Source organism: Photobacterium sp. (genome assembly GCF_033720175.1).
Classification (GTDB): Bacteria; Pseudomonadota; Gammaproteobacteria; order Enterobacterales; family Vibrionaceae; genus Photobacterium.
Map to the genome: position 1 here is coordinate 25,317 of NZ_JAWWDA010000016.1, position 25,074 is coordinate 50,390.

Genomic DNA, 25,074 nt, shown 5'->3' on the forward strand with positions numbered 1-25,074 from the left:
CGGAGAGTGCTGTGCAAATAGCCTTAATTTGTGAAGTCCCAGAACGTCAACATGAACTGGATGCATTAGCGCACCGCTGGGGGCTGGCTCATGACGAAAACAGTATTTTTGCGTTGGTTTTGACCGAGCAGCATTTAGAGCTACGCAAACGTGATGAACCTAAATTGGGGGCTGTCTATGTTGATCTGGCTGGTGGAGCTGTGGCTCACCGACGTAAGTTTGGTGGCGGACGCGGTCAGGCAATTGCCAAAGCTATAGGGTTAAAAGGCGGGGTGATGCCAAGAGTGCTGGATGCAACGGCAGGCTTAGGCAGAGATGCGTTTGTCCTGGCTTCATTAGGGTGCAAGGTGCAAATGGTCGAACGCCATCCGGTTGTGGCGGCACTGCTGGATGATGGCCTTGCCCGGGCCAAAAATGATCCGGAAATTGGTGGTTGGATTGGTGAGCGGATGGCCTTGATCCATGCGTCAAGCCATGATGCATTGCTCAAGCTGGCACAAGACCCTGATTTTATTGCTCCGGATGTGGTATATCTCGATCCCATGTATCCGCACAAGAAAAAATCGGCACTGGTGAAAAAAGAAATGCGGGTGTTTCAGACTCTGGTGGGCGCTGATGATGATGCCGATAGCCTGTTCGCCCCCGCAATGGCGCTGGCAACAAAACGTGTGGTGGTGAAACGTCCCGATTATGCGGGCTTTCTCGCTCAGGTGAAGCCGTCGACGGCGATTGAAACCAAGAAAAATCGCTTCGATGTCTATGTTAAAGCGGCAATGAAGTCATCCCTGTCGGGATAAATTAACCATAATAAGAATGATGAGCTTGATGACTGCGGGGAGCATAAATGGCGAAGTCGTTATGTAAATATCGTCGGGTTGAAATTGCCGCCCAAATCGCTGCCATCACACGTATTGTCAGTGACCCGGAGTATATCTGTAGTAGCTGTGCTCGTGCGGCCAGTGATAAAGCATATCTCTGTAAACCCAGTGCTATATCCGTAAATAGGGGGCAACCGGCGAACGTGACCTCAGTCAAAAACGCGGCAGAGGCCGATCCGATCCTACCGATTCAATCACTGGTGCCAGTGAAGCCGAATGCCGTTGAGGGGCAAGAGCTGGATCATAAAAAGACCAGGAAGCTGAAGAAATTAGCGAAGAAAAAAGCCAAAAAGCTCAAGCAAGCCGCGAAGGCACTAAAGCGTTATCAGACCGCGCTGGAAAAAGCCGGTGTTGAGTTGAGTCTAAAAGATGGCTGAATAAAAACGCCTCCGCGAACGGAGGCGTTTTAACATCTCGGGCATTAAGATTCTTTGATAAGAACCGCTGTCATCAGACAAGTGATCACAGATACAACAATGCCAGAAACGATTAACCAAGGAAGCATATCCATAACAAGTTTTCCAACGGTTAGCGATTAGAAAGACCATTGAATAACTTTTATATCCTGCTGGCAATGGGATGGATATAAGTTGAAATGGCTGTTAACTGTTTGAAACAAATTAACGGTTTTTGCTACATAAAGTATTATTTAATGGGATAAAAAAACGCCCGGACGGGCGTTTTTATTGCAGTAGGGAATATTACTAGAAGGCTATATTTTAGCTGGAAGCGCTAAGGTTAATGCCTGACGTGAAACATCTGCCGCAGCTTGGTTATCATGGAGCTTGTCCAGCACCTCAACCAGGCGGGCGTAGTCGGAGACATTTTGATCCAGTTCGATAGCTTGCTCTAAATGTGTTTTCGCCTCTTCCCACTTTTGCTCGCGGATGAATAGCTGGCCCAGCGCGCTGTGAGTCGCAGCATTTTTGCTGTCATAGCGTAGCAGATCTTGCAGGCGGACAATGGCAGGGTGGTAATCCGGCAGATCCAGCTCCGGTACTAACCGGATTAAGCGTTCATCACTCTGCTTTTTCAGTGCGTCACGCAGTACGGTATAGGCTTCGGTGTCGGCGTTGCGGTTGATCATTTGCTTGATAAAGCAGGTAATCAGTTCAGGGCGTTGTTTCGCTTTACGGTTCAGGCTATTCCAGTGAGCCATTAAGCCATCGCTGCCGCTATGCTGGCCAATATGGGCCATCAGGCCGCATTCCGCTTGCAGGCTCAATTCTGCGGCTTCCTGACCGGTAAGTACCCCCGACTTTTCCAGTTGCGGAAGTAGTGCCAGCAAGGGTTGCCAGTCTTCCAGTTTCAGGTAGCAATCTTTTAGTAGCGCAAGCAGAATAGGATTACGGCCGTTTTCACGCTTGATGTCTTGCAGGGTTGCCACTGCTTGCTCGTACTGTTGCTGGCGATATTGCAGTTTGGCACGTGTCAGGGCAACGGCCAGACTCTGATCATCGAGTTCTGCGGCTTGCTGAAGGTATTCGTCGCGCAGTGTTGTATTCCCCTGGCCTTGAGCGGCTTCTGCCGCCGCCAGGTAATTCAGTAGCGGTGTCTCGCTGTGCTTAATGGCTTTAACAACCAGTTTCTCTGCCTGTTTCCAGTCACCTTCAATGACTTTCATTAAGCCACTAGAGGTTTGTGCCCGAGCTTTACGGGCTTTGCGGCCACGGAACCAGCCACGGGTTGAGCTGCTGACGGACAAGACCCGCTTGATGACCGTTTCAAGCAGGAAGAATCCCCCAAACAGTACCAGGACTAATAAAAACAAGGTGGTCAAGCTCATTTCCAGTGTCTGATTGGCAACGGAAATCAACACGTAGCCCTGGTTTCCTGCCAACATGGGGCCGGCAACAATCCCGGCAATTAGAGCGGCAACCAGCAATAAGAGTTTGATCATGCCGGATCCTCCTCGGTGCTAAGCGGTTTTACCTGGCTGCGCAGGCGTTCACTGATCACGTCGGTGATAAGGATTTGTGATTTCAGCTTGTCCGGGTAGCTGGCTTCAATATTTTCTTTGGCCAGCAGATCCAGTACGTTAATGAAGCTCTGGGTTGCTGGCTCGTCAAGGTTGTAGAACTGCTCGGCCCACTCTTTCGCCATCAACAGTGATTTGCTGTATAGCTCGCCTTGCTCGCGGTAAACCGAGCGGATTGCCGTTTCCAGCTTAGATTTGATGTTTTCCTGCAGATAAAAATCTTGTTTCGGCGATAGCAGCGGGATCACACTACCGTCACGGTGGCGGTAAGTGATGAAGTGATCGCTGAAATTTTTAAGCGACGTCATCAGGTTATCTTTCCAGTCATCCACGGATGTGGATACCGTCTCTTCTTTGACCGCTTCAGCTTCCGGTATAATGGCGTTCGCAAGAGGCAGGTTGGCGACTTGTTCCTGCAGGCTGGCCAGGCGTAGTACCAGACCGTCGCGGTCAATACGGGCAATCGCCTTCAGCGCGGTGATGTCGTCATTCATGGCCTGGCGTACGGAGGTCAGGCTCGGATCATTCAGCTCTGCGATACGGTGATCGGCAGACTCCAGTAAAATCGTGGCGCTGACAGCATCGTGTTCTAGCCACAATTTACGCCCGGCCATTTTAATCAGGTAGTCGGCTTCGGCTAACAGCCAGTCGTTAGGTCGACGGCCTTTCATTTCAGCTAATGCCAGTTGCAGACCCGTGATTGATTTGTCTTGCTGGGCAATGGTCACTTGGGTACGCTGCAGGCTTTGGTCAACCTGTTCCAGCGTTTTTTTCTGGTTTTCGCTCAGGCGAGTCTGGATACCTGTCAGCTGCTCTTGTAGCGCGATAATTCTCGCTTCCTGCGCCACACTTTGCTGATGGCCGTGGTAATAAAGGCCCGCTCCCAGAGCAATCACTAGCGCAATGGCAATGGCGCCGGTCTTGCTGCCGTTTTTCTTTTCTGCCGCTGGTTTTGGTGGCGTTGCGGTTGAAGTGCTCGCCTTTGAAGAAGCTGTTGAGGTGGTTTTTTTCGCCTCAGTTTTAGCCGCTTCTTTCGGGGCTGAAGAGTCAGGTGATTGTGCTTTCGCACTTGAACGACCTGGTTCGTTTGTGTTGTTTGACGCTGCTGATAGGTTGTTATCCGCAGCGTTTTCATTATTGGTTTTTTTGTCAGTCATCCGATTATCCCATCGTGCCTATCTTACTCAGGAACGTGAATAGTGCGGTATTAGCGGCACTGCCCACGGTGGAAATTTTCTCAAAACCAAGCTCTTTAGCTTGATCGGCGATACGTTGGCTTGGTACGAAAAGGTGGCATTGAAGAAACCAAGCCAAGTCTTGCTCTGGTATCAGGCCTGATAACTGCGTCAGTTGTTCACCACTGGTAACGACCAGGGCTGATACTTGCAGCGCTTGCCATGTTTGGCACAGGCTTTCTCCTTCTAACGCCAGCCAACAACGCTGGTAGGTTTCACAATAACTTACTGTTGCGTTGCGCTGGACCAGCGTCTGGTAGATCAGATCACGTCCGCCATTGCCCCGTAAAATCACGATCTGACGACCGCTGACCTGCTTGAGTTCCGGCAGTGCGAGCAGACCTTCACTATCACAACGCGTCGGTGGCGTGATCACCCTCTGACGGGTTGCAGTCGCCAGCGCAGCGGCGGTTTTATGCCCAACAGCCATATAATGCACGTTTTTTGGCCAGCTGGCACCTTGTGACATCAAGTAATTGTGGGCCAAATTAACGGCATGATCACTGACGGCAATCAGAAAATCATCAGTTTTCAGCATATTTAGCTGAGAAATGAGGACAGGAAGCTCTCTTCCTGCCTCGATTGTGAGTAGGGGCTGGGCAATAGCATTGATCCCCGCGGCATTTAGCTGTCGGGTAAGCTCATGGCATTCTGGTGCCGGGCGGGTGATCAATATGGTCATTAAGCGTTGCCGTAAAGTTTATCCAGGATCTCTTTGGCACCATCAGCAAGCAGTTTGTCAGCCAGTTGAGTCCCTAGTTTTTCTGCATCCGCTGCCGGCCCCGTGACTTCACCGCAAACAATCTTGCTGCCGTCAGGCTCCCCGACCAGCGCACGTAACCAGATCTGATCGCCCTGCAGCTCAGAGTAACTGCCGATGGGCACCTGGCATCCCCCTTGCAAGCGATTGTTCATTGCGCGCTCGCAGAGTACCCGGGTGGCGGTGTCACTATGGTTGAGTGAATCAAGCAGGCTACGAACACGTTGATCGTCAAGACGGCACTCAATACCCACGGCCCCCTGGCCTACTGCGGGCAGGCTGACTTCCGGGGCAATGGCTGCGCGAATGCGATCTTCCATTTTTAAACGCATCAGCCCGGCGCAGGCAAGGATAATGGCGTCATACTCGCCGTCATCCAGCTTACGCAGGCGAGTATTTACGTTGCCGCGCAGATCTTTAATCACCAGATCTGGGCGCTGGGCACGTAACTGGCACTGGCGACGGAGGCTGGATGTACCGACAATGGCACCGGCCGGTAATTCATCAATGCTGTGGTAATGGTTCGACACAAAGGCATCACGCGGGTCTTCCCGTTCGCAGATGGTGACCAGTCCCAGACCTTCAGGAAAATCAACCGGCACATCTTTCATTGAATGCACGGCGATATCGGCGCGACCTTCGAGCATTGCCACTTCCAGCTCTTTTACAAACAGACCTTTGCCGCCAACTTTGGCCAGGGGAGTATCCAGGATCACGTCACCTTTGGTGACCATGGGCACCAGTTCAACGACTAAGCCGGGATGTGCCTGTTCCAGCGCCTCTTGTACAAATTCAGCTTGCCACATGGCCAGCGGGCTTTTGCGGGTCGCAATGCGGATCGGTTTATCGGTCATAGAATAAGGTCCATAAATAAGCTTTCTTTTTGTTAATCCTACCACTCCTGCGCTGCGATGATAATTCACTTGTTATCGTCAGTGCGGTGAAGCGGTATTGTCTTGAATTGTAATGTAATTAATGTGATACTTCTCACATTAGTTTTATGTGATAGAGTTGTTGCAATATCGTAACTGGCGGTTTGACCAGATTGTACTAGCTTGAGGGTAGGACTAGGGAAGGACCTCAGCAGTAGAACTGCTATTCATCACCCGTCATAAATCCGCATGAACTTTACGGGCAATGCAAGAAGTGTTACATTGATCACGTTTTTGCTCCCGTGTAGAACAATAACTACACTGATAATGATAGGTTTGGGCCGCTTTGACGCTGGCTGCTCTTGGAAGAGTAATTTGCATAATTATATCAAGACGCTAAAAAATAGACTGGATGCACATAATCAGCTTCGTATTGATCGTGCTCTCGCTGCAATGAATACGCAGTCTGGTCAGGTGTTTGAGCTGGCTTCTGTCTTACTTCATTACAATCATCCGGCGATACCTGGCTACCTTGATCAAGAGGTCCCTCAGGGAATTGCGGCATTTGCCATTTCGGATCAGCAGCAGCAGTTTATCGACAGCTGCGGGCTAACGGCACAATGCACTATCACCCAACCGCAATGGACTGACTCCCAGTGCCCGATAACGGGCCTTTATGCCATGGGCAGCACCTCATCATTAGGGCAAAGCCTGACCAGCGATCTCGATATCTGGGTCTGTATCCGTACCGATCTTTCTGCCGAAGACCGTGAGGCGCTGGAGAGTAAATGTTCGTTAGTCTCCGAATGGGCGATGGCTCAGGGTGTTGAAGCAAACTTTTTCCTGATCGATGAAAATCGCTTCCGCGATAACTTTTCTGACGCCATGACCGGTGATAACTGTGGTTCAAGTCAGCACTTGCTGCTGCTTGACGAGTTTTACCGTTCTGCAGTGCACTTAGCCGGTCAGCGATTGCTGTGGTTTATGGTGCCGCCGGAAATGGAAGAGTGTTACGACGAATATGTTGAATTTCTGGATTCGGCCGGACATATTCGTCGTGATGAGTGGATCGATTTCGGCGGCTTAACCCGTATTCCTGCTGAAGAGTATTTCGGTTCCAGTTTATGGCAGCTGTATAAAAGTATCGATTCGCCGTATAAATCGGTGCTCAAGGCGATCTTGCTGGAAGCCTATTCGTGGGAATACCCGCATACCCAATTGTTGAGTATAGATGGTAAACGCCGTTTCTTCTCGGAAGAGCAGACTGAGTATTCCATGGATGCTTATTACCTGATGCTGGAAAAGGTGACCCGTTACCTGGAGCGAATTAACGATCACCGCCGGCTGGATTTGGTGCGTCGTTGTTTCTATCTCAAAACCCATGAAAAGCTGACCCGTGCACCGTCATCGGGTTCCGTGCCATGGCGTCGGCGGGTGCTCGAGCAGCTAACGACCGAGTGGCAGTGGTCGCCGGAAGTCTTGTCTGAGCTGGATAATCGCCGTAACTGGAAAGTGGGGCAGGTAAAACGGGCGCACAACGAACTGCTTGATGCGTTGATGCTGAGTTACCGTAACCTGATCCGCTTTGCCCGCCGTAATAACATCACCTCTGCGATTAGCCCGGAAGATATCAGTATTCTGGCCCGTAAGTTATATGCCGCGTTTGAGGTGTTGCCGGGTAAGGTGACGTTGCTCAATCCGCAGATTTCCCCGGATTTGCATGAACCTGATTTGACCCTGATCCGGGTGCCGGCCGGACGTACCAATACCGCCGGCTGGTATCTTTATAAACAACCGCTCGATCCGTATGCCATTTTGGGCCAGCGCCCGCTGGAGCATAACCGCTACCTAAGTAAGCTGGTGGCCTGGTCGTATTTCAATGGGTTGTTGACGGAATCGACCTGTCTGCACAATGTCGTGCGTGATACGGATATGGATATTGATAAGCTGTACCAACTGGTGAGCGATATTCGCAATACCTTCCCTATCCGTCGTCCGCAACCTGGCCTGCAAGCCTTATCCAGCCCGTGTGAAATTCGTCAGCTGGGTCTTTTTATTAACCTGGAAAGTGATCCGACCACGGAACTAAAGAACCGCTCGGTGCGGTTTGACTTCAAAAATACCGATATTTTCAGCTATGGCCCTGATCAGAAATGTTTGGTTGGCAGTGTCGATTTGGTTTACCGCAACTCGTGGAATGAAGTACGTACCCTGAACTTCAGTGGCGAAAGTGCGATGCTTGATGCCCTGAAAACCGTATTGGGTAAAATGCACCAGGATGCTATCTCGCCGGAGTCGGTGGATGTCTTCTGTTACAGCAAGCACATGCGCGGTTTGATCCGTAATCTGGTGTATCAGCTGGTGGCCGAGTGTATCGAGATGCGTCTGAAGCCGGTAGAGCAAGAGAAACGCCGTCGTTTTAAAGCGATCCGTATTGGCGAGCAGACACATGGTTTGTTTTTTGAGCGTCGTGGCGTATCTGTGCAGAAGCTGGAAAACTCGGTGGATTTTTATAGCTGTATCTCGACGAATAAGTTAACGGGTACGCCAAATCTGGTGATGGGTAAGACAGATGAGCCGCATCCGCCGGAAATTGTTGACTCCTATGCCAGTGAGGGCCTGATCCAGTTTTTCTTTGAAGACAGCGATCAGGGGTACAATATTTATATTCTCGATGAAACCAACCGGATCGAAGTATATCGCCAGTGTAACGGTGATAAAGACGAAATGGTGCATGAGGTGAACCGTTTTTACACCTCGGCGCAGGATCGTTTCAGCTACAGTGCCCACTTTATCAATTTTAACTTGCCGCAGTTTTACGACATTGTGCGTACCAAGACCGGCGGTTTACAGGTGATCCCATTTAAGAGCGGTCAGCAGACCCAGTGCCGTCCGGCGGCAGATATGCCGTTAAACATGCTGCCGTTGTCACCGCGATAAACGATAAAAGAGACGAGTAATCAGATTCTCATTACTCGTCTCTCGGATCTATTGCTCTATTTTTTCTTACCAATCGACCTGTTCGCCAGCGTGCACCGAACACTCTCGTTTAACCAACGCAAAAAACTCTTCGCCACTGCGCGTGCAGCGCCACTCATCATTCTGATATTTGAAGTGATAGCCGCCTGATTTCGAGGCCAGCCAAAGTTCATGCAGGGGCTCCTGACGGTTAATGACGATTTGGCTGCGGTTTTCAAATTCCAGGGTCAATACGTTACCCGTGGTTTCATATTCAATATCAGCACCGGATTCATCAATGCCTTCTTCGATGATCATTAGTGCCTGATCGACTAACTTATGAAATTCAGTGTCATTCATCCCATTACGTCCTATTGCTTTTCCTATTGTTGGTGCGATTATAGAGGGCATTGAAATGATAATCACTGGCTATCAAGATGCGTAAAGGTTTATTAGCAATTTTTGTACTGAGTATATTAGCCTTAGCCGGCTGTGGTCAGAGTGGCGGACTCTATATGCCGGACGACTCACAACAGCAAGAGCAGCAACCGTAGTCGCCGCAGCAATGGCAACTGATGGCATTTACACGCCATTTACCAACAGTGAATGCTGCAGCAACAGTAACTATAATAGCAACAGCAATACCAACAGCGACCGGACAGGGAAGAGACAACATTGGATTATTTTAATTATCAGCCAAACGGCCAACTATGGGCAGAAAATATCGCACTGACTGAGCTTGCTGAACGCTACGGAACGCCTCTGTATGTGTATTCACGGGCGACGCTGGAGCGTCACTGGAAAGCGTTTGATCAGGCTGTCACCACCCATCCTCATTTAATTTGTTATGCGGTTAAAGCCAACTCAAACCTTGGCGTACTGAATGTTCTGGCTCGTTTAGGTTCAGGCTTTGATATTGTCTCGCAAGGTGAGCTGGAACGCGTTATTGCCGCTGGCGGTGATCCGGCGAAGGTGGTGTTTTCCGGTGTCGGTAAAACGGCAGTCGAAATGAAACGGGCGCTGGAGGTTGGCATTAAATGTTTTAATGTTGAATCCGAACCTGAACTGGCGCGTTTAAACCAGGTGGCGGCTGAGCTTGATGTTGTTGCCCCGATTTCACTGCGTATTAACCCGGATGTGGATGCAAAAACGCACCCGTATATTTCAACCGGTTTGCGAGACAATAAATTCGGTATCGTGTTTGAGCGGGCGATCGACGTCTATCGCCTGGCGCATAGCCTCCCGCACCTGAAAGTGGTCGGGATGGATTGCCATATCGGTTCTCAGCTGACCGATATTGAGCCGTTTATTGACGCCACTGATCGTCTGCTGGCACTGATCGATACCCTGAAGGCCGATGGTATTGAGATCGCGCACCTGGATGTCGGCGGTGGTTTGGGGGTCACTTACAACGAAGAGCAGCCGCCGTTGCCGTCGGAGTACGCGACTGCGTTGTTATCCCGTTTAGCCGATCACCAGTATCTGGAGCTGATTTTTGAGCCGGGTCGTGCTATCGCGGCCAATGCCGGGGTATTGCTGACCAGAGTCGAATATCTCAAGCATACCGAGCATAAGAATTTCGCCATCGTTGATGCGGCAATGAATGATTTGATCCGTCCGACCTTGTATCAGGCGTGGCAGGATATCGTGCCGGTCGTCCCGCGCGATGGTGAACTCACCGAATATGACTGCGTGGGTCCCATCTGCGAGACGGGCGACTACATCGGTAAAGAACGTTTGCTCAATCTTGAGCAGGGGGATCTTCTGGCGGTTCGCTCTGCCGGTGCTTATGGCTTTGTGATGTCTTCAAACTACAACACCCGTACACGCGCTGCAGAGATCATGGTTGATGGCCATACCGCCCATGTGGTGCGCGAGCGTGAAAAACTGGCAGAACTGTGGCAGTCTGAGCACCTGTTGCCGTAGCGGTACTGAATAAATCATAACGATAAGGAACATCATGCAGATTAATTTTTCAAAAATGCATGGGCTGGGCAATGACTTTATGGTGGTGGATTGCGTCACGCAGAATGTGTTTTTTTCGCCTGATGCTATCCGGCGACTAGCGGATCGCCACCGCGGGATAGGGTTTGACCAGCTATTGGTGGTTGAGCCACCTTATGATCCTGAAACCGACTTTCATTATCGAATTTTCAATGCCGATGGCAGCGAAGTCGAGCAGTGCGGCAATGGTGCGCGCTGTTTTGCCCGTTTTGTGTGGATGAAGGGACTGACCAACAAATACCATGTTGCGGTGAGTACCAAAGCCGGCAAGATGCTGTTAAAGCTGGAAAATGATAATCAGGTGACGGTCAATATGGGCGTGCCGGTGTTTGAGCCCGGTAAGATCCCGTTTCGGGCTAAACAGTTTGAAAAGACATATATTTTGCGTGCCGGAGACAGCACCCTGTTTTGTGGTGCGGTCAGTATGGGCAATCCGCATTGTGTGACGGTGGTTGACGATGTTGATACCGCGGATGTGGAAACCTTAGGTCCGCTGGTTGAATCCCATGAGCGCTTTCCCGAGCGGGTGAATGCCGGTTTCATGCAGGTGATTTCACCCAACGAAGTGAAACTGCGGGTCTATGAGCGCGGTGCCGGAGAAACTCAGGCCTGTGGCAGTGGGGCTTGTGCCGCTGTGGCCATTGGCCGAGTACAGGGATTACTCGATGAAAATGTCAAAGTGTGTTTGCCTGGCGGTGATTTACACATTCGCTGGGCCGGAGAAGGCCAACCTCTGTATATGACCGGCCCTGTTGCCCACGTCTTTGATGGACAAATAGTACTATGACTGATGTATCACAACGGGATGAATTACCCGTCGCGACAGATCTTCCGTTGAATGATGACGTGGTGGCTGAGTACTTGCTCAGCAACCCTGATTTTTTTGCCCGCCAGCCTGATTTGCTGACGCAGTTACGTATTCCACACAGTGAACGCGGTGCCGTTTCGCTGGTCGAGGTGCAACTCGACAGACTGCGCCACCGGGTTCATGATTTAGAAGGCAATATTGCGAGTTTAGTGTCACTGGCAACGACAAACAGTGAGCTGTTTACGGTCTTTTCAAAAGCCCAGCAGCAGCTTTTTCAGACTCATAATATTTATCAGGCACTGGGCGTACTGGGTGAACTGAGTGAGAAACTGCAGCTTGATTTCAGTCTGCGCTTGTTTGACAGTCAGGATAAGCAGCTGTTTTTAGACCGGAAAATGTTTGATAGCTTTCGTTTGTCCCGTCTATCGCACCGTTCGGTCTACCTGGGCCGCCTGCGAAAATCTGAAAGTGAACTGTTGTTCGAACAGCCGCCACAGCTGGGTTCTTTTGTGGTGTTGCCTTTGGGGGAGAATTATCAAATTGGGGTGCTGAGCTTTGCCTGTCCGGATGGCGGCCATTTTCAGCCGGATATGGATACCTTGTTTGTTGAACAGTTGGGCTTGATCCTGACGCGTTTAATTCACCACTGGGAATACAGCCGAGAGGTGATTAATTGAATCACTTACCCGCCAGTTTAGAAAAACCGTTGCAGCGTTTTTATGAATACTTGCGCAGCGAACGTGAGCTGAGTTTACATACCCAGAAGAACTACAAGCGTCAGCTCACTACAATTGCGGAGCAACTGGTTGAGCTGGGTGTTAGCGACTGGCAAACCGTCGATGCGGGATGGGTGCGCCAGGTAGCCAGTAAAGGCATGCGTGACGGCCTGAAAGCCAGTAGCTTGTCGATGCGATTATCTTCCCTCCGCAGTTTTTTTGATTACCTGGTTCGCCAGAAAGTATTGAAAGCAAATCCGGCCAAAGGGGTGGCGGCACCACGTAAAGCCCGTCCGCTGCCGAAGAACCTTGATGTCGACGAGATGGATCAGCTGCTCAGCGTGAATGAAGATGATCCGCTGTCGATCCGCGATCGGGCAATGATGGAGCTGATGTACGGTGCCGGGCTACGTCTGGCTGAGCTGGTTAATCTTGATATCCGTAATATCAGTCTGAGCAAAGGTGATATTCGCGTTATCGGTAAAGGGGATAAAGAGCGTATTGTCCCGTTTGCGGGCTTAGCCCGGGAATGGGTGGCTAATTGGCTCAAAGTGCGTGGCAGCCTGGCGGCAGCGAATGAGCCCGGCCTGTTTGTGTCTAAGCTGGGTAGCCGAATTTCTGCCCGTAACGTACAGAAGCGGATGGCGGAGTGGGGGCAAAAGCAGGCGGTTTCCAGTCATATTAATCCGCATAAACTGCGCCACAGTTTTGCCACCCATATGCTTGAGTCCAGTGGTGATTTACGTGCGGTGCAGGAGTTGCTGGGCCACGCCAACCTGACAACCACCCAAATTTATACCCACCTCGATTTTCAGCACTTAGCAAAAGTGTATGATGAGGCACATCCACGTGCGAAACGCGGCAAGCGTTAGTGACAGAGGAAGCTGATGCAGTTCTACCGAAACCTCCAGCCAGTGAAAGCACTGACGTTTGATTTAGATGACACCTTATATGATAACGGTCCGGTGATCCGGCGTGCCGAGCAGGCAATGCATGACTGGCTGGCGGAGTACCACCCCTGCAGCCATAGTGTCAGCAAGCAAGACTGGACAGCGCTCAAGCATCGCTTGGCACAAGCCGATCCTATGCTGAAACATAATGTCACCTTATGGCGTCATCAGCTGCTGAAAATCGGGTTGATGCAGTTAGGGTATCTTGAACGCCGGGCTGAGCAGGCCGCACAGCATGGTATTGACGTGGTGCTGACCGTTCGTAATCAGATTGACGTTCCAGAGGAAACCCATCGGGTACTGACCCGGCTGGCAGATCAAGTTCCTTTGCTGGCGATCACCAATGGCAATGTCGATGCAGATAAAATTGGCTTAGGTCAGTATTTTTCTCGGGTGCTAGTGGCGGGGCGTGACGGTTTAGCCAAGCCGGAGCCGGATATGTTTGCTCAGGCTTCTGCATGGCTCGGATTATCACCACCGCAGATCTTGCACGTGGGCGATCACTTGGTCACCGATGTTGGTGGCGCGAAGCAAAATGGCTTTCAGGCTTGCTGGTACAACGATCAGGGGCGTAAACTAAATAACGAACCCAAAATCCGTTGCCTGCCGGATGTTGAAATTTGTCAGTTGAAGCGTCTGCTTGATTTGATCTGACGGCTCCTGCACACATTGATCTCACATTGAATATCCAGAAAAAGCGTTGAATCTCGCCTCTTGAGTGGGGGGGGAGCAATCACTGGGTATATGTTACTGGTTCAGGCTGGACTTCGGCTCGCGAGCCGATCGACCGAGAACAGCCCGGCTCCCCAGCACACATTAACCAGGATCATCATGCCCCACAGCTGATGGTCATAGAAGCCTTTTTCCCACAGCAACGGGTAAGAGGCCACGGCGATAATGTTGAATACAAACAGCACCAGTGCCATCGGACGGGTAAACAAACCTAAGGCGAGAAAGACCGGTAAGATCAGCTCTGCCGCCGTGCCCATATACGCGGCAACCTTCCAGGGCAGCAGCGGAACCTGATATTCATACTCAAATAAATATAAGGTGCTGTCCCAGCTGGAATATTTCACCATGCCGGATTTAAAGAATACCCAGGCCACCCATAAACGGATAAAGAACAGTAAAAATGGAATCAAAGGCTCCGCGAGACGCTGGCCGATATCGTCGATTTGTTTAATCAAATTCAGCATTATTCTTCTCCCTGTGGCGCATGATCCCGACCGGTACTAGTAAAAGCGGTACTGTTTTCATCAGTACTGTCCGGCTTGATATTCACGTCTGAAAAAATTTGCCGCTGCACCAGTTCTCCTAACATCAATAGCATCGCATCACTGGCTGCACTGAGGCTCTGTTGATGCTGGCTCAGGGCGATTAATGCGGTCGCAGCCTGATTGGTCTTCATTACCAGGATCTGATCCGGACGGTGCTGGATCACTGCCGATTCTGGCTGGTTGATATCGAAATCTGCAAAATTATCATCGGCGATCATCTGCCACAGGGTGACGACGGCGAAGTCTGAATCGACACTCAGGGTCGGTTGCGGCACGGTAAACTGTAACGCCGGGAAATCCGCTTCCGCCAAGCCCTGCAGTTTATGCAAAGGAAACCCAGGTTCAATCACCGGCTGGCAGGCGACGCGATCAACACACCATTCAAGCCGGGCCAAATCAGCCAGATAAGGCACGGCCTGGCTTAGTTTGGCGGTATCGTTGATAGTGTCGGCTAACCCCTCGCCATAATGGCTGACATCCCCCTGTCGCAGAGGGTGAGACAGGACATGCTGGCGTGCCAGCTGGCCGAAGCATTCATCGCCCACCACGGCTTTCACTCCGGGATAGGTTGCCTCTAAGACTTCCGACAGGCCGATAATAAAATTATTGCGATAGATCTGGATCAATTGCTCAGCCTTAAACGGTCCGCGGGCAATCTGCTCGCTGATGTCACTCGGCTGATAATGGAGCGCCTCGGCAAACGCGTGTTGCAGTTGATGCAGAGGACTATTAGGGGAGGGCAATGTGGCCATGCGGTGTCTCCTGCATCAGAATCGTGTTGGCCTTATCCGCTTCTGCCAATAACACCGCCAGTTCGGGAATATCTACATCCCATTCAATCAGGGTGGGCACGGCTCCGTGCTGTTGCACCCATTGGCGATACAGTTGCCAGACCGGCGGGCTGACGGGCTGACTGTGAGTATCTATCCAGAGCTCTCCGTCAGTACATTGCTTGACGGTGAAGCCGGCCAGGTGGATTTCTTTCACCGCTGACGGATCGAGAGCGGCGAGATAGTGGTGACAGTCAAAGCCATGATTAAAGGCACTGACATAAATATTGTTGAGATCTAACAGCAATCCGCACTCGGTGCGTTGTTGTACCTGATGTAAAAACTCCCATTCCGGCATCGCTGAAGGTTGAAAGCTGAGATAGCTGGAAGGGTTCTCTACCAGAAACTGGCGACCGAGAAAATGCTGTACCTGATCGACTTTGTGGCAAAAATTATCCAGCGCCTCTTCGGTATAGGGCAGAGGCAGCAGATCGTTAAAAAACTGGCCGTCGACAGAACTCCAGCTGAGGTGATCAGAAACCGCAATCGGATTAATTTCATCCACCAGGTGCTTTAGCTGCAACAGGTGCTCGCGATTTAGCGGATCGGCCGAGCCTAAAGAGAGTCCGATACCATGGCAGCTGATCGGGTAGTGGTCGGCAACCTGACGTAACTGCTGCCGGGCGAGCGATGCCGGCGAGAAGTAGTTTTCACTGTGAATTTCGAGCCACCCGATATCAGGCCGCTGCGCGATGACTTGAGATACGTGGGGAGAGCGTAAGCCCACCCCAACCATCTGCTGCTGAGTCAGCAAGCTCATTATTCGGACTCTGTTGAACCGCCCGCCAAACGGTCACACAGCCCTTTTGGCACCATGAGGAAGGCATCTTTCTGGGCATCAGATTTAGCCGTGCCGGCACATGAGCCGGTTTTCGTTGCACAATCGTTTTTACCGGCTTTTGCAACCCCGTAGCACTTCTCTTTTTCTTCTGCCGCGACGGCTGTAGTCGTGGTTAAAGCCGTACCGGCTAGTGTTAGTAGGCCGGTGAAAGCAGTGGCTACGGCAATGTTAGTCTTTTTCATCATGATTCCTCGTTAATACGCTGACGATTGCTGTGTTTAGCAACGTTTCCTTTCGTTTTGGATAGCACTTGATAAGTGTTCTCGGAACATAAGAAAGGTTAAGAAGATAATTAATTTCACTTTTCTTTAACTTTTTCTCGCATCACTTAACAATGTGGCTCGATCAAGCATAGAACAAAAAGAAAAACGGCAAGGCAGAGAGTCGCGGTAACGTTCTCGAAGCATTGTGAAAATGAGCGGGTATCTCGCCAAACCGCCTCAATATGCAGAGTTTCGCATCTTGAGGTGATTTGGGTATAATCATCACCATTGTATAAATAACCAGTAGATAGCGATGGACGTTTCACTCCTGTTAGATGGCCTCAATGACAAACAAAGAGAAGCGGTGGCCGCGCCGCTGGGTAACCACCTCGTGCTGGCGGGTGCTGGCAGTGGCAAAACCCGTGTGCTCGTCCATCGCATTGCATGGTTAATGCAGATTGAGCAGGCATCGCCTTATTCAATCATGTCGGTGACGTTCACCAACAAAGCGGCTGCTGAAATGCGTGGGCGCATCAATGAATTGATGCAGGGCTCTTCAGCCGGCATGTGGAACGGCACCTTCCACGGTCTGTGTCACCGCATGCTGCGGGCTCATTATCTGGATGCCCGGCTGCCGGACGATTTCAATATTCTCGACTCGGACGATCAGATGCGCTTGCTGCGCCGTTTGATCAAGGCGCAGAACCTGGATGAAAAGCACTGGCCGGCGCGTCAGGCAGCCTGGTACATCAATGGCAAAAAAGATGAAGGGCTGCGCCCGGCCAACATCGAGACGTTTAGCGATCCGGTGGAAAAAACCTGGCTGCGAGTGTATACCGCGTATCAGGAAGCGTGTGATCGTGCCGGGCTGGTTGATTTTGCCGAGCTGCTGTTGCGTGCCTTTGAGTTAGTACGCGATAACAAGCACATTCGTGAGCATTATCAGGCGCGCTTTAAACATATACTGGTCGATGAATTTCAGGATACCAACAACATTCAGTTTGCCTGGCTGCGCCTGATGGCGGGGCCTGATTGCAGTGTCATGATCGTGGGCGATGATGATCAGTCGATTTACGGCTGGCGGGGCGCTCAGGTCGAGAACATCCAGCGTTTTCTGCGTGATTTCACCAACGCCTCTTCGATCTTCCTGGAACAGAACTACCGCTCGACGGGCAACATCCTAAATGCGGCCAATGAGCTTATTGCCAACAACAACGAGCGAATGGGCAAGAACTTATGGACGGAAGGTGCAGAAGGTGAGCTGATTTCACTTTATTCGGCATTCAATGAGCTGGATGAAGCCCGCTTTGCCGTCGGTAAAATTAAAGAGTGGCGCGAGAAAGGCGGTATGTTGAATGAAACGGCCTTTTTATACCGGAGCAATGCCCAGTCACGCGTACTGGAAGAAGCGTTAATTCAAGCGGGGTTGCCGTACCGAATTTATGGCGGCATGCGTTTCTTCGAACGTCAGGAAATCAAAGATTCACTGGCTTACTTACGTTTGACGGCGAATCGTAATGACGATGCCTCGTTTGAGCGGGTGGTGAATACCCCAACCCGTGGTTTGGGCGATCGTACATTGGAAACTATTCGCCTGGCCGCGCGTGATCGCGGGGCGACGATGTGGCAGGCGAGTATTGCCCTGCTCGAAGAGCAGGTGCTGGCGGGGCGGGCTGCAAACTCACTCCGTCGCTTTATCGAGCTGATCAATGCGCTGGAAGACGACACGTGTGAATTGCCGTTATTTCAGCAAACAGATGCCGTGATCCGCAATTCGGGTCTGCGGGCGCTGTATGAACAAGAAAAAGGTGAAAAAGCCCAGGCGCGTATTGAAAACCTGGAAGAGCTGGTAACGGCTACGCGTCAGTTTGAAGTGCCGGAAGAAGCCGAAGAGATGAGTCCGCTGTCGGCGTTCCTGTCACATGCGGCATTAGAAGCCGGTGAAGGTCAGGCTGATGACTTTGAAGATGCCGTCCAGTTGATGACTATGCACAGTGCCAAAGGACTGGAGTTCCCGGTTGTCTTCATGGTCGGTGTGGAAGAGGGGATGTTCCCGAGTTCGCGTACCACCGAAGAAGTGGGCCGTTTGGAAGAGGAGCGCCGTCTGTGTTACGTGGGCATGACCCGCGCAATGCAGAAACTCTACATCACCTATGCGGAAATGCGCCGTCTGTACGGTAAAGATAACTTCCATAAGCCGTCGCGTTTTATTCGTGAAATTCCGACGGAGTATGTTGAAGAGGTGCGGATGAAAGCGCAGGTATCGCGTCCTGCCAGCAGCGGCCGGTTCAGCCAGACCCAGGTCAATGACAATTTCAACCAGACCGGATTCAGCTTAGGCCAGCGGGTACAGCATACCAAGTTTGGTGAAGGTACCATCATTAACTTTGAAGGTAGCGGTGCCCAGAGCCGGGTACAGGTCGCCTTTAACGGTGAAGGGATCAAATGGCTGGTCACTCAGTACGCCAAGCTACAGCCGATGTAACAAGCACGGCGCAGTAAGCCCGAAAAGTCACTGCTCTAAACAGCCCCTCCCGTACTGCCAGTCAGTAGTATGAGAGGGGCTTTGTTTTTTTGATTCGTGGGTATTTACAGTTGCTGGATTAGATTGAACAGGATCATACTGCCGATAGTGACAAACAGCACGCCGCAGATCCCGTCGATGCAGGGGGTCCAGCTCTGGATTTTTTTCTGCAGGCGTTTGCCTGTCAGTAGCCATGCCAGCATGGCGAACCATGAAAATGACGTGATCCACAAAATCGCAATGGCCGTGACTTTACCGCCGAACGACATATCAACCGGGACCAGGGTCGAGAGCAGGCTGAGGAAAAATACCAGCGCTTTCGGGTTGAGAATGTTGGTGGTAAAGCCCTTGGCCAATGCTTGTTTGCGGTTGGCAATCACCCGCTGTGGTGTTGCCGTTTTCGGGTGGCCGGAAGCCGGACGCAATATCGGTAGCAGTACGCCTTTGACCGCCCCCATCCCTAACCACAGCAAGTAGCATCCGCCTGCGGCTTGCAGGGTCGCAAACAGCATCGGTTGCTGGTGGATCAACAGGCTGGCACCGGTCAGGCTTAAAATGGAATGGAGCAAAATCCCCAACGATAACCCAAGGGCGATGGAAATACCGGTTTGCCGGCCATAGCGACCGGCATTTTGCACCACTAAGGCGAAATCCGGTCCCGGACTCATTAAGGCTATAACATGGACAGTAAACAGGGTTAGTAGTGTCGTGACTTCGTTCATAGTGACTCGCTGTACTTAATTTTCTCTGGTGTAACGGCAGGTATGGCTTTATGTCATGTAGCATGACGGATGCGGGAAGTGGTGGATTGTAAAAAAATGACAGGGAGCGAAATATCTCATGGCGTGCGCTATTTGATTTGCGATGGTGCCAGGCCGAAGGTGTGTTTGAAGGTATTGGCAAAGTGAGCCTGATCGTAGAAGCCGACATGATAGGCAACCTCGGTGCTGCTAAAGCCGGCTTTAAGCAGTGCCATGGCATGTTCTAAACGCAACCTGGCTAACCATGCATAGGGTGTAATGCCTGTGGCTTTCTTAAATTGACGCAATAGTTGCGATGGACTGAGATTGCACAAGGCCGCCAGGTTATCGAGGCTGACTTTCTGGTCGAGATGCGCCATAAAATAATCACGTAGCTGGCGTAAATCTTTGCTCCCCAGCTTCGTGACGGGTTGCTCCCTGACTTTGCCGTAGTGGGTCAGCAAGTGCGAGAAATACTCGATCGGCAGACTGTCTTTTGCAAGTTGAGAGGCTAAAGGGTTATCTAACTGGCAGTGAAGGAGAGTCAGCTGCTGGAATAGCGTGTGATCGGCAATATTGTGCTGTGGAAAACAAAATTGGCTTTCCCCTGAGACGTCTTGAGTATGCTGAGCAAGCCAGTCTGGCGTAATACTGAAGATCTTTACCTGATAGCCCGTTATTTCTTTCGGCTGCCCATCATGGATTTCATCCGGTGGCATGATCACTATTTGCCCGGCACCTGCAACATGCTTGGCGCCGTTATAGAAATACTGTTGTTGACCATGGGTGATCAAACCGAAATGGTAATCGAGGTGGTAGTGGCGTTTGAAAGAAAAGCTCTGGTAATGGGCATCAATCAGGTTGATGTCATCAATGCTGCTTTTTCGATGACTGACTTTATTCATACTGATACCCAGCGGGACTGAACGGTGGTGGGTTGTCTCTTAAGATCAGTACACCATAAACCAAGGTGATGCGGCTTGTAAAAAATTCACAGGCCGCATGGTATGCTCAGGTTGATAGCAAGGCTTTTCGGCTCCGGCGATGGGTCTTAATACCATCAAAGCTGAACAGTACCAATGCTGCCCAGATAAAGACAAAGGTCATGCCGTTATCTAAGGTAAAAGGTTCGTCGTAGATCAACACCGCCAGTAAAAACATCAGACTTGGGCCGATGTATTGGAAAAAGCCTAAGGTGGACAGTTTCAGCTTGGTCGCCGCACCGGTAAAACAGAGCAGTGGTAAGGTGGTGACAATGCCTGCGGCTATGAGTAGTAGGTTCAGGTTTAGCGGGTTGTCGGCAAAGTTGGCGGTCGGGCTGTCGGTGAGCAGCAGAATGTAAATGGCCGCCAGCGGTAACAAGACAGAGGTTTCGAGAAACAACCCGGTCTGGGCATCCAGATTAATCTTCTTACGCAGCAAGCCATAACAGCCGAAACTAACGGCTAGCGCCAGGGCAATCCAAGGCAGTGAGCCAAATTGGATCAGTTGGACGGCAACGCCACAGGCGGCCAGAGCCACCGCAACCCATTGCAATGAGCGCAGGCGTTCGCCTAAAAACAGCATCCCTAGAATGACATTGAATAAGGGATTAATGAAGTACCCTAAGCTGGCATCCAGCATGTAGTTGTTATTGACCGCCCAGATGAAGATCAGCCAGTTGGTCCCCACTAACAATGCGGTAACCGTCAGCATGATGAGGGTTTTCGGCTGACGGAAGATCGCGCGTATCTTGCCCCAGCCTTTGCTGAGGTAAATCAAACCCGCCAGAAAGAAAAAAGACCAAATGACCCGGTGGCTGAGAATTTCTAGCGCACTGACCTGCTGTAACGCCTTAAAATATATCGGAGCGATCCCCCACATGGTGTAGGCGGCTAGGGCAAGGATCACCCCGCGTTGGGTTTTTTGGGCTTGTTCTTCCATGATTATCCAGTTGGTTATTTTATAAATTCAGGTTGATTGGCGTATCTTGGCCAAAATGAATGCGTAAGCAGTATAAAGGGGGGAGGTCAAAAATGACTACTTCTTTTCGCGGCGGTTTGATGGTTGTCCCCCCCTCGCTAATGACGCCAATGGCAAGGGCGCTTATGGGGCTGACAGTATGTTGAGTCGCTCACTGAAGATCGCATCTTGGGGTGGTTTGGGTATAGAATAGCTCGCCCCGATATCAAAAGAGTCGTTCTATGTCATCTAGCAGCACCGCGGTTTGTCAGTCAGCACCGTTATTATCCAGTGAGCAGATCTTGCAGGATGTCTTTGGCTATCAGTCATTCCGGGTTGGCCAGCAGGAAGTCATAGAGGCGGTTGTTGATGGTCAGGATTGTTTGGTGATCATGCCAACCGGCGGAGGCAAGTCACTGTGCTATCAGATCCCTGCACTGATGCTGCCAGGCATCACCCTGGTGATCTCGCCGTTGATTTCGCTGATGAAAGACCAGGTCGATCAGCTCAATGCCAACGGGGTGGCAGCAGCATATCTGAACTCTACGATGTCGCGAGAGGCGATGATGGAGACCTTCCTCGCCATGCGTGAAGGGGAACTGAAGCTGGTTTATGTCTCGCCGGAACGGGTGTTAATGCGGGATTTTATCGACCGTCTGTATGAGATGCCATTGAGCATGGTCGCGGTGGACGAGGCGCATTGTATTTCCCAGTGGGGGCATGATTTCCGCCCAGAGTATGCGGCATTGGGTACGCTGAAGCAGCATTTTGCCAACTTGCCGATCATGGCGCTGACCGCTACCGCTGACGACACGACCCGCAGCGATATTATCAGCCGCCTTGGTTTAGCTCATCCCCATGCTTACCTTGGCAGCTTTGACCGTCCGAATATCCGCTATACCTTGTTGGAAAAACACAAGCCACTGACCCAGCTTACTCGTTATCTGGGTGGGGTACGCGGTCAGTGTGGCATCGTCTACTGCAATAGCCGGAAACGGGTCGAGCAAATTACTGAAAAGTTATGTGACAACGGTATTCGTGCGGCGGCGTATCATGCCGGTCTGGATCATGAAGAGCGGGGCCGGGTGCAGGAAAGTTTTCAGCGGGATGATATTCATATCGTCGTTGCGACGGTCGCTTTCGGGATGGGTATTAATAAACCCAATGTCCGCTTTGTCGTGCATTACGATATCCCGCGCAATATTGAATCCTACTATCAGGAAACAGGCCGGGCCGGACGGGATGGGCTGCCAGCTGAAGCGGTCATGTTCTACAACCCGTCGGATCTGGCCTGGTTGCGCCGTTGTCTGGATGAAAAAGAAGAAGGGCCGCAAAAGCAGGTCGAAAGTCATAAGCTTAACGCTATGGGCGCATTTGCCGAAGCGCAGACCTGTCGTCGTCAGGTGTTGCTGAACTATTTTGGCGAATATCGCGAAGAGCCTTGCGGTAACTGCGATATTTGTCTTGATCCGCCAAAGCGGTTTGATGCCGTTGAAGTGGCGCAAAAAGCGCTGTCGTGTGTTTATCGCGTCAATCAGAGCTTTGGTATTGGTTATGTGGTGGAAGTCCTGCGCGGAATGCAAAACCAGCGTATTCGCGAACATGGCCATGACAAACTGACCACTTATGGTATCGGCCGCGAGCACAGCCACGAGTACTGGGTCAGTATTTTACGGCAGCTGATCCACCGCGGTTTCCTCAACCAGAATATGTTGCGCAGTTCGACGCTGCAACTGACCGAAAAAGCCCGTTCAGTGTTGAGAGCAGAAATTGAACTTGAATTGGCGGTTCCGCGTCTGGATGTCGCCGCGCGCAGTGCCAAAAGCGATAAGATGGCAAATCGTCACTATGATAAGGCGTTGTTTGCCAAGTTGCGAAAATTACGAAAAGCTATCGCCGATGAAGATGATCTGCCACCGTATGTGGTGTTCAATGATGCCAGCCTGATGGAGATGGCGGAAATGCTGCCGACATCTCAGGGAGAGATGCTGGCAGTTAATGGTGTCGGCCATCGCAAGCTGGAAAAATACGGTAGCGCCTTCCTCAACGTGATCGAAGCGCACCTGATGGCAGCACTCAACGACCGATAACCTATGAATAATGCGTTGCAGAAGGAATGATAATAATGGCGTCACAATCTGCCTCCGGCGAACTTTTCTTTACTCGCGAATTAGATTTGGTTCATAGCCGCCTGCTGTTAGCGGGCCCTGAATTTGATTTTGATAGCTTTCCTGAGATGGCCGCGCTGTTGTTAACACGTATTGATGCCGGTCTGATTGAGCGGGAGCTGAATGCGGACTTGCATCTGTGGCTGATCGATTTTGAAGGGAGCCGACTGATGCTGAAAGGGGAACACTACTCTGGCGGATTATGGCTAGAAGCCTTGTCACCGGCCGATAACGATATCCTCTCTTTTATTGCCAGCCTGCTGCCGTAAGATGGGTTGAAAGTTGCGGCAGATGTTTAGCTACTGGTCGTCGTCAAAAAGAGGGTATATAATCGCCGCCTTCGGTCACTGCGGTATGGTATGAGAGCCAGACAGTGGTGGTATTTTGGGTTCCCTCTCCCCCAATGACAAAAAGGTCTGATTATGACTCGATCTCAATTTTCTCCGGTACAACAATTTACTTCAGTACAACAGCGTAAAGCCCTTTTTTTTCTGGTTCTGTTTCACCTGCTGATCATTGCCTCCAGTAATTATCTGGTGCAGCTGCCGTTTACGATTTTTGGCTTTCATACCACCTGGGGGGCGTTTACCTTCCCGTTTATTTTCCTGGCAACAGACTTAACCGTACGTATTTTTGGTGCTGTTATGGCGCGTAAGATCATCTTCCGGGTGATGGCACCATCACTGGCGATCTCATACGGTTTATCTGTGCTGTTCTATCAGGGGGAGTACCAGGGACTCGCCCACCTTGGCGAGTTCAATCTGTTTGTGGCGCGCATTGCGATAGCCAGTTTCATGGCTTACTTGCTGGGTCAGATCCTTGATGTCTCGGTCTTTAACCGCTTGCGCCAGATGAAGCAGTGGTGGATAGCCCCAACCTGCTCGACAATGTTCGGTAATGCACTTGATACGATCGCGTTCTTTGCGATTGCGTTCTATAACAGCCCTGATCCGTTCATGGCGGCAAACTGGACCGAAATCGCGCTGGTGGACTACACCTTTAAGCTGATCATTAGTCTCGGCTTGTTCGTACCTGTCTATGGTGTGTTGCTGAACTACTTAATAAAACGCTTAACAACGATCAAACCGAAGCCTGAGATCCGTCAAGAGGTGCTCTGACAAGATAGTGTTAAGGCGCGTCGTCTGTAATTAAAGATGGAAATGAGAGTCATTATCAAAAAGTGCTTGCAACTTAAATGAGAATGGTTATTATTAACTTGCTTTCGGGCAAGAGGGGAAAGACAATCCCGCTTGTTTTGAAGGCACGACATTGCTCACATTGCTTCCAGTGTACTTCAGCAACGGTTGATTGTTTTTAGTGTAGGGCTGAAAACAAAAACACCACTTCTGCTGAGCGGCGCTTGCTTAATGATTCCTCAGAACGTAAGCAGC

At 50.9% G+C, this 25,074-nt stretch carries 25 protein-coding genes; 13 read left to right on the forward strand and 12 right to left on the reverse strand.

Annotated elements, in window-relative coordinates:
- Positions 1-11: 11 nt before the first annotated feature.
- Together R3289_RS16545 and R3289_RS16550 are read left to right on the forward strand one after the other, a co-directional pair.
- Positions 12-797 (forward strand): class I SAM-dependent methyltransferase, encoded by a 786-nt coding sequence (locus R3289_RS16545; RefSeq protein WP_318926794.1) that lies wholly within the window; start codon positions 12-14, stop codon positions 795-797.
- 47 nt (positions 798-844) lie between these two features.
- On the forward strand, positions 845-1,255 hold the full coding sequence (locus R3289_RS16550; protein WP_318926795.1) for a hypothetical protein: 411 nt from the start codon (positions 845-847) through the stop codon (positions 1,253-1,255).
- Positions 1,256-1,590: 335 nt separating this feature from the next.
- Here R3289_RS16550 and R3289_RS16555 read toward each other — a convergent pair whose 3' ends face one another.
- From R3289_RS16555 to hemC, 4 genes are read right to left on the reverse strand one after another with little or no spacing between them, the layout of a single operon-like run.
- Complete coding sequence (locus tag R3289_RS16555) at positions 1,591-2,778, reverse strand: heme biosynthesis HemY N-terminal domain-containing protein (RefSeq protein ID WP_318926796.1); 1,188 nt, start codon at positions 2,776-2,778, stop codon at positions 1,591-1,593.
- Positions 2,775-4,013, reverse strand: coding sequence for a uroporphyrinogen-III C-methyltransferase (gene hemX, locus R3289_RS16560; protein ID WP_318926797.1), 1,239 nt, complete (start codon positions 4,011-4,013; stop codon positions 2,775-2,777). Before hemX ends, R3289_RS16555 begins: the two co-directional genes overlap by 4 nt.
- 4 nt (positions 4,014-4,017) lie before the next feature.
- Positions 4,018-4,773: a uroporphyrinogen-III synthase gene (locus R3289_RS16565; RefSeq protein WP_318926798.1), complete on the reverse strand. Its 756-nt coding sequence runs from the start codon at positions 4,771-4,773 to the stop codon at positions 4,018-4,020.
- A complete protein-coding gene (gene hemC / locus R3289_RS16570; RefSeq protein ID WP_318926799.1) occupies positions 4,773-5,705 on the reverse strand; it encodes a hydroxymethylbilane synthase in 933 nt (310 codons plus the stop codon). The genes R3289_RS16565 and hemC overlap by 1 nt, the downstream gene beginning before the upstream one ends.
- Before the next feature lie 393 nt (positions 5,706-6,098).
- On the opposite strand from hemC, the gene R3289_RS16575 reads away from it, so the two are divergent.
- Positions 6,099-8,663 carry a class I adenylate cyclase gene (locus tag R3289_RS16575; RefSeq protein ID WP_318926800.1) on the forward strand — a complete coding sequence of 855 codons (2,565 nt, stop codon included), beginning with the start codon at positions 6,099-6,101 and terminating at the stop codon, positions 8,661-8,663.
- A 66-nt stretch (positions 8,664-8,729) separates the two neighbouring features.
- Here R3289_RS16575 and cyaY read toward each other — a convergent pair whose 3' ends face one another.
- Positions 8,730-9,041, reverse strand: a complete 312-nt coding sequence (cyaY, locus tag R3289_RS16580) for an iron donor protein CyaY (protein ID WP_318926801.1) — start codon at positions 9,039-9,041, stop codon at positions 8,730-8,732.
- 77 nt (positions 9,042-9,118) lie between these two features.
- On the opposite strand from cyaY, the gene lptM reads away from it, so the two are divergent.
- The 6 genes from lptM (at position 9,119) to yigB (ending at position 13,813) form a co-directional block, all read left to right on the forward strand.
- A complete protein-coding gene (lptM, locus tag R3289_RS16585; protein WP_318926802.1) occupies positions 9,119-9,235 on the forward strand; it encodes an LPS translocon maturation chaperone LptM in 117 nt (38 codons plus the stop codon).
- A gap of 121 nt (positions 9,236-9,356) precedes the next feature.
- Positions 9,357-10,607 carry a diaminopimelate decarboxylase gene (gene lysA, locus R3289_RS16590; RefSeq protein WP_318926803.1) on the forward strand — a complete coding sequence of 417 codons (1,251 nt, stop codon included), beginning with the start codon at positions 9,357-9,359 and terminating at the stop codon, positions 10,605-10,607.
- Positions 10,608-10,641: 34 nt separating this feature from the next.
- The gene (dapF, locus tag R3289_RS16595) at positions 10,642-11,472 is read left to right on the forward strand and encodes a diaminopimelate epimerase (protein WP_318926804.1); all 831 of its coding nucleotides are present in this window, start codon (positions 10,642-10,644) and stop codon (positions 11,470-11,472) included.
- A complete protein-coding gene (locus tag R3289_RS16600) occupies positions 11,469-12,170 on the forward strand; it encodes a DUF484 family protein (protein WP_318926805.1) in 702 nt (233 codons plus the stop codon). Before dapF ends, R3289_RS16600 begins: the two co-directional genes overlap by 4 nt.
- Complete coding sequence (xerC, locus tag R3289_RS16605) at positions 12,167-13,081, forward strand: tyrosine recombinase XerC (protein WP_318926806.1); 915 nt, start codon at positions 12,167-12,169, stop codon at positions 13,079-13,081. The genes R3289_RS16600 and xerC overlap by 4 nt, the downstream gene beginning before the upstream one ends.
- A gap of 15 nt (positions 13,082-13,096) precedes the next feature.
- On the forward strand, positions 13,097-13,813 hold the full coding sequence (gene yigB / locus R3289_RS16610; RefSeq protein ID WP_318926807.1) for a 5-amino-6-(5-phospho-D-ribitylamino)uracil phosphatase YigB: 717 nt from the start codon (positions 13,097-13,099) through the stop codon (positions 13,811-13,813).
- 101 nt (positions 13,814-13,914) lie between these two features.
- Here the strand turns inward: yigB and R3289_RS16615 are convergent, their stop codons facing one another.
- Genes R3289_RS16615 through R3289_RS16630 form a run of 4 tightly spaced genes read right to left on the reverse strand, consistent with a single transcriptional unit; the run spans position 13,915 to position 16,289 of the window.
- Positions 13,915-14,355 carry a DoxX family protein gene (locus R3289_RS16615; protein ID WP_318926808.1) on the reverse strand — a complete coding sequence of 147 codons (441 nt, stop codon included), beginning with the start codon at positions 14,353-14,355 and terminating at the stop codon, positions 13,915-13,917.
- Positions 14,355-15,188 carry a DNA-binding domain-containing protein gene (locus tag R3289_RS16620; RefSeq protein ID WP_318926809.1) on the reverse strand — a complete coding sequence of 278 codons (834 nt, stop codon included), beginning with the start codon at positions 15,186-15,188 and terminating at the stop codon, positions 14,355-14,357. Before R3289_RS16620 ends, R3289_RS16615 begins: the two co-directional genes overlap by 1 nt.
- Positions 15,166-16,026, reverse strand: coding sequence for a DUF692 domain-containing protein (locus R3289_RS16625; RefSeq protein ID WP_318926810.1), 861 nt, complete (start codon positions 16,024-16,026; stop codon positions 15,166-15,168). Before R3289_RS16625 ends, R3289_RS16620 begins: the two co-directional genes overlap by 23 nt.
- A complete protein-coding gene (locus R3289_RS16630) occupies positions 16,026-16,289 on the reverse strand; it encodes a DUF2282 domain-containing protein (protein ID WP_318926811.1) in 264 nt (87 codons plus the stop codon). Before R3289_RS16630 ends, R3289_RS16625 begins: the two co-directional genes overlap by 1 nt.
- A gap of 334 nt (positions 16,290-16,623) precedes the next feature.
- On the opposite strand from R3289_RS16630, the gene uvrD reads away from it, so the two are divergent.
- Positions 16,624-18,795, forward strand: coding sequence for a DNA helicase II (gene uvrD, locus R3289_RS16635; protein ID WP_318926812.1), 2,172 nt, complete (start codon positions 16,624-16,626; stop codon positions 18,793-18,795).
- Positions 18,796-18,899: 104 nt separating this feature from the next.
- Here the strand turns inward: uvrD and R3289_RS16640 are convergent, their stop codons facing one another.
- From R3289_RS16640 to rarD, 3 genes are all read right to left on the reverse strand, one after another.
- Complete coding sequence (locus tag R3289_RS16640; protein ID WP_318926813.1) at positions 18,900-19,556, reverse strand: LysE family translocator; 657 nt, start codon at positions 19,554-19,556, stop codon at positions 18,900-18,902.
- A gap of 128 nt (positions 19,557-19,684) precedes the next feature.
- Entirely contained in the window at positions 19,685-20,479 is a 795-nt protein-coding gene (locus R3289_RS16645; RefSeq protein WP_318926814.1) for an AraC family transcriptional regulator, read from the reverse strand.
- A 106-nt stretch (positions 20,480-20,585) separates the two neighbouring features.
- Complete coding sequence (rarD, locus tag R3289_RS16650) at positions 20,586-21,497, reverse strand: EamA family transporter RarD (protein WP_318926815.1); 912 nt, start codon at positions 21,495-21,497, stop codon at positions 20,586-20,588.
- Between the two features lie 260 nt (positions 21,498-21,757).
- Here rarD and recQ point away from each other — a divergent pair, with 260 nt between their 5' ends.
- The 3 genes from recQ (at position 21,758) to R3289_RS16665 (ending at position 24,801) form a co-directional block, all read left to right on the forward strand.
- Positions 21,758-23,605, forward strand: coding sequence for an ATP-dependent DNA helicase RecQ (recQ, locus tag R3289_RS16655; protein WP_318926816.1), 1,848 nt, complete (start codon positions 21,758-21,760; stop codon positions 23,603-23,605).
- 35 nt (positions 23,606-23,640) lie between these two features.
- Positions 23,641-23,952, forward strand: a complete 312-nt coding sequence (locus R3289_RS16660) for a DUF3630 family protein (RefSeq protein ID WP_318926817.1) — start codon at positions 23,641-23,643, stop codon at positions 23,950-23,952.
- A 153-nt stretch (positions 23,953-24,105) separates the two neighbouring features.
- The gene (locus R3289_RS16665; RefSeq protein ID WP_318926818.1) at positions 24,106-24,801 is read left to right on the forward strand and encodes a 7-cyano-7-deazaguanine/7-aminomethyl-7-deazaguanine transporter; all 696 of its coding nucleotides are present in this window, start codon (positions 24,106-24,108) and stop codon (positions 24,799-24,801) included.
- Positions 24,802-25,074 lie beyond the last annotated feature (273 nt).

Bases quoted from the DNA above. Each gene is read 5' to 3' on its own strand.
- R3289_RS16550 (WP_318926795.1), top strand. From the start codon at position 845: ATGGCGAAGTCGTTATGTAAATATCGTCGGGTTGAAATTGCCGCCCAA.
- R3289_RS16630 (WP_318926811.1), bottom strand. From the start codon at position 16,289: ATGAAAAAGACTAACATTGCCGTAGCCACTGCTTTCACCGGCCTACTA.
- R3289_RS16600 (WP_318926805.1), top strand. From the start codon at position 11,469: ATGACTGATGTATCACAACGGGATGAATTACCCGTCGCGACAGATCTT.
- cyaY (WP_318926801.1), bottom strand. From the start codon at position 9,041: ATGAATGACACTGAATTTCATAAGTTAGTCGATCAGGCACTAATGATC.
- R3289_RS16640 (WP_318926813.1), bottom strand. From the start codon at position 19,556: ATGAACGAAGTCACGACACTACTAACCCTGTTTACTGTCCATGTTATA.
- R3289_RS16555 (WP_318926796.1), bottom strand. From the start codon at position 2,778: ATGATCAAACTCTTATTGCTGGTTGCCGCTCTAATTGCCGGGATTGTT.
- R3289_RS16660 (WP_318926817.1), top strand. From the start codon at position 23,641: ATGGCGTCACAATCTGCCTCCGGCGAACTTTTCTTTACTCGCGAATTA.
- R3289_RS16645 (WP_318926814.1), bottom strand. From the start codon at position 20,479: ATGAATAAAGTCAGTCATCGAAAAAGCAGCATTGATGACATCAACCTG.
- yigB (WP_318926807.1), top strand. From the start codon at position 13,097: ATGCAGTTCTACCGAAACCTCCAGCCAGTGAAAGCACTGACGTTTGAT.
- R3289_RS16665 (WP_318926818.1), top strand. From the start codon at position 24,106: ATGACTCGATCTCAATTTTCTCCGGTACAACAATTTACTTCAGTACAA.
- R3289_RS16565 (WP_318926798.1), bottom strand. From the start codon at position 4,773: ATGACCATATTGATCACCCGCCCGGCACCAGAATGCCATGAGCTTACC.
- uvrD (WP_318926812.1), top strand. From the start codon at position 16,624: ATGGACGTTTCACTCCTGTTAGATGGCCTCAATGACAAACAAAGAGAA.
- R3289_RS16625 (WP_318926810.1), bottom strand. From the start codon at position 16,026: ATGAGCTTGCTGACTCAGCAGCAGATGGTTGGGGTGGGCTTACGCTCT.
- recQ (WP_318926816.1), top strand. From the start codon at position 21,758: ATGTCATCTAGCAGCACCGCGGTTTGTCAGTCAGCACCGTTATTATCC.
- lptM (WP_318926802.1), top strand. From the start codon at position 9,119: ATGCGTAAAGGTTTATTAGCAATTTTTGTACTGAGTATATTAGCCTTA.
- R3289_RS16620 (WP_318926809.1), bottom strand. From the start codon at position 15,188: ATGGCCACATTGCCCTCCCCTAATAGTCCTCTGCATCAACTGCAACAC.
- rarD (WP_318926815.1), bottom strand. From the start codon at position 21,497: ATGGAAGAACAAGCCCAAAAAACCCAACGCGGGGTGATCCTTGCCCTA.
- hemX (WP_318926797.1), bottom strand. From the start codon at position 4,013: ATGACTGACAAAAAAACCAATAATGAAAACGCTGCGGATAACAACCTA.
- dapF (WP_318926804.1), top strand. From the start codon at position 10,642: ATGCAGATTAATTTTTCAAAAATGCATGGGCTGGGCAATGACTTTATG.
- R3289_RS16615 (WP_318926808.1), bottom strand. From the start codon at position 14,355: ATGCTGAATTTGATTAAACAAATCGACGATATCGGCCAGCGTCTCGCG.
- hemC (WP_318926799.1), bottom strand. From the start codon at position 5,705: ATGACCGATAAACCGATCCGCATTGCGACCCGCAAAAGCCCGCTGGCC.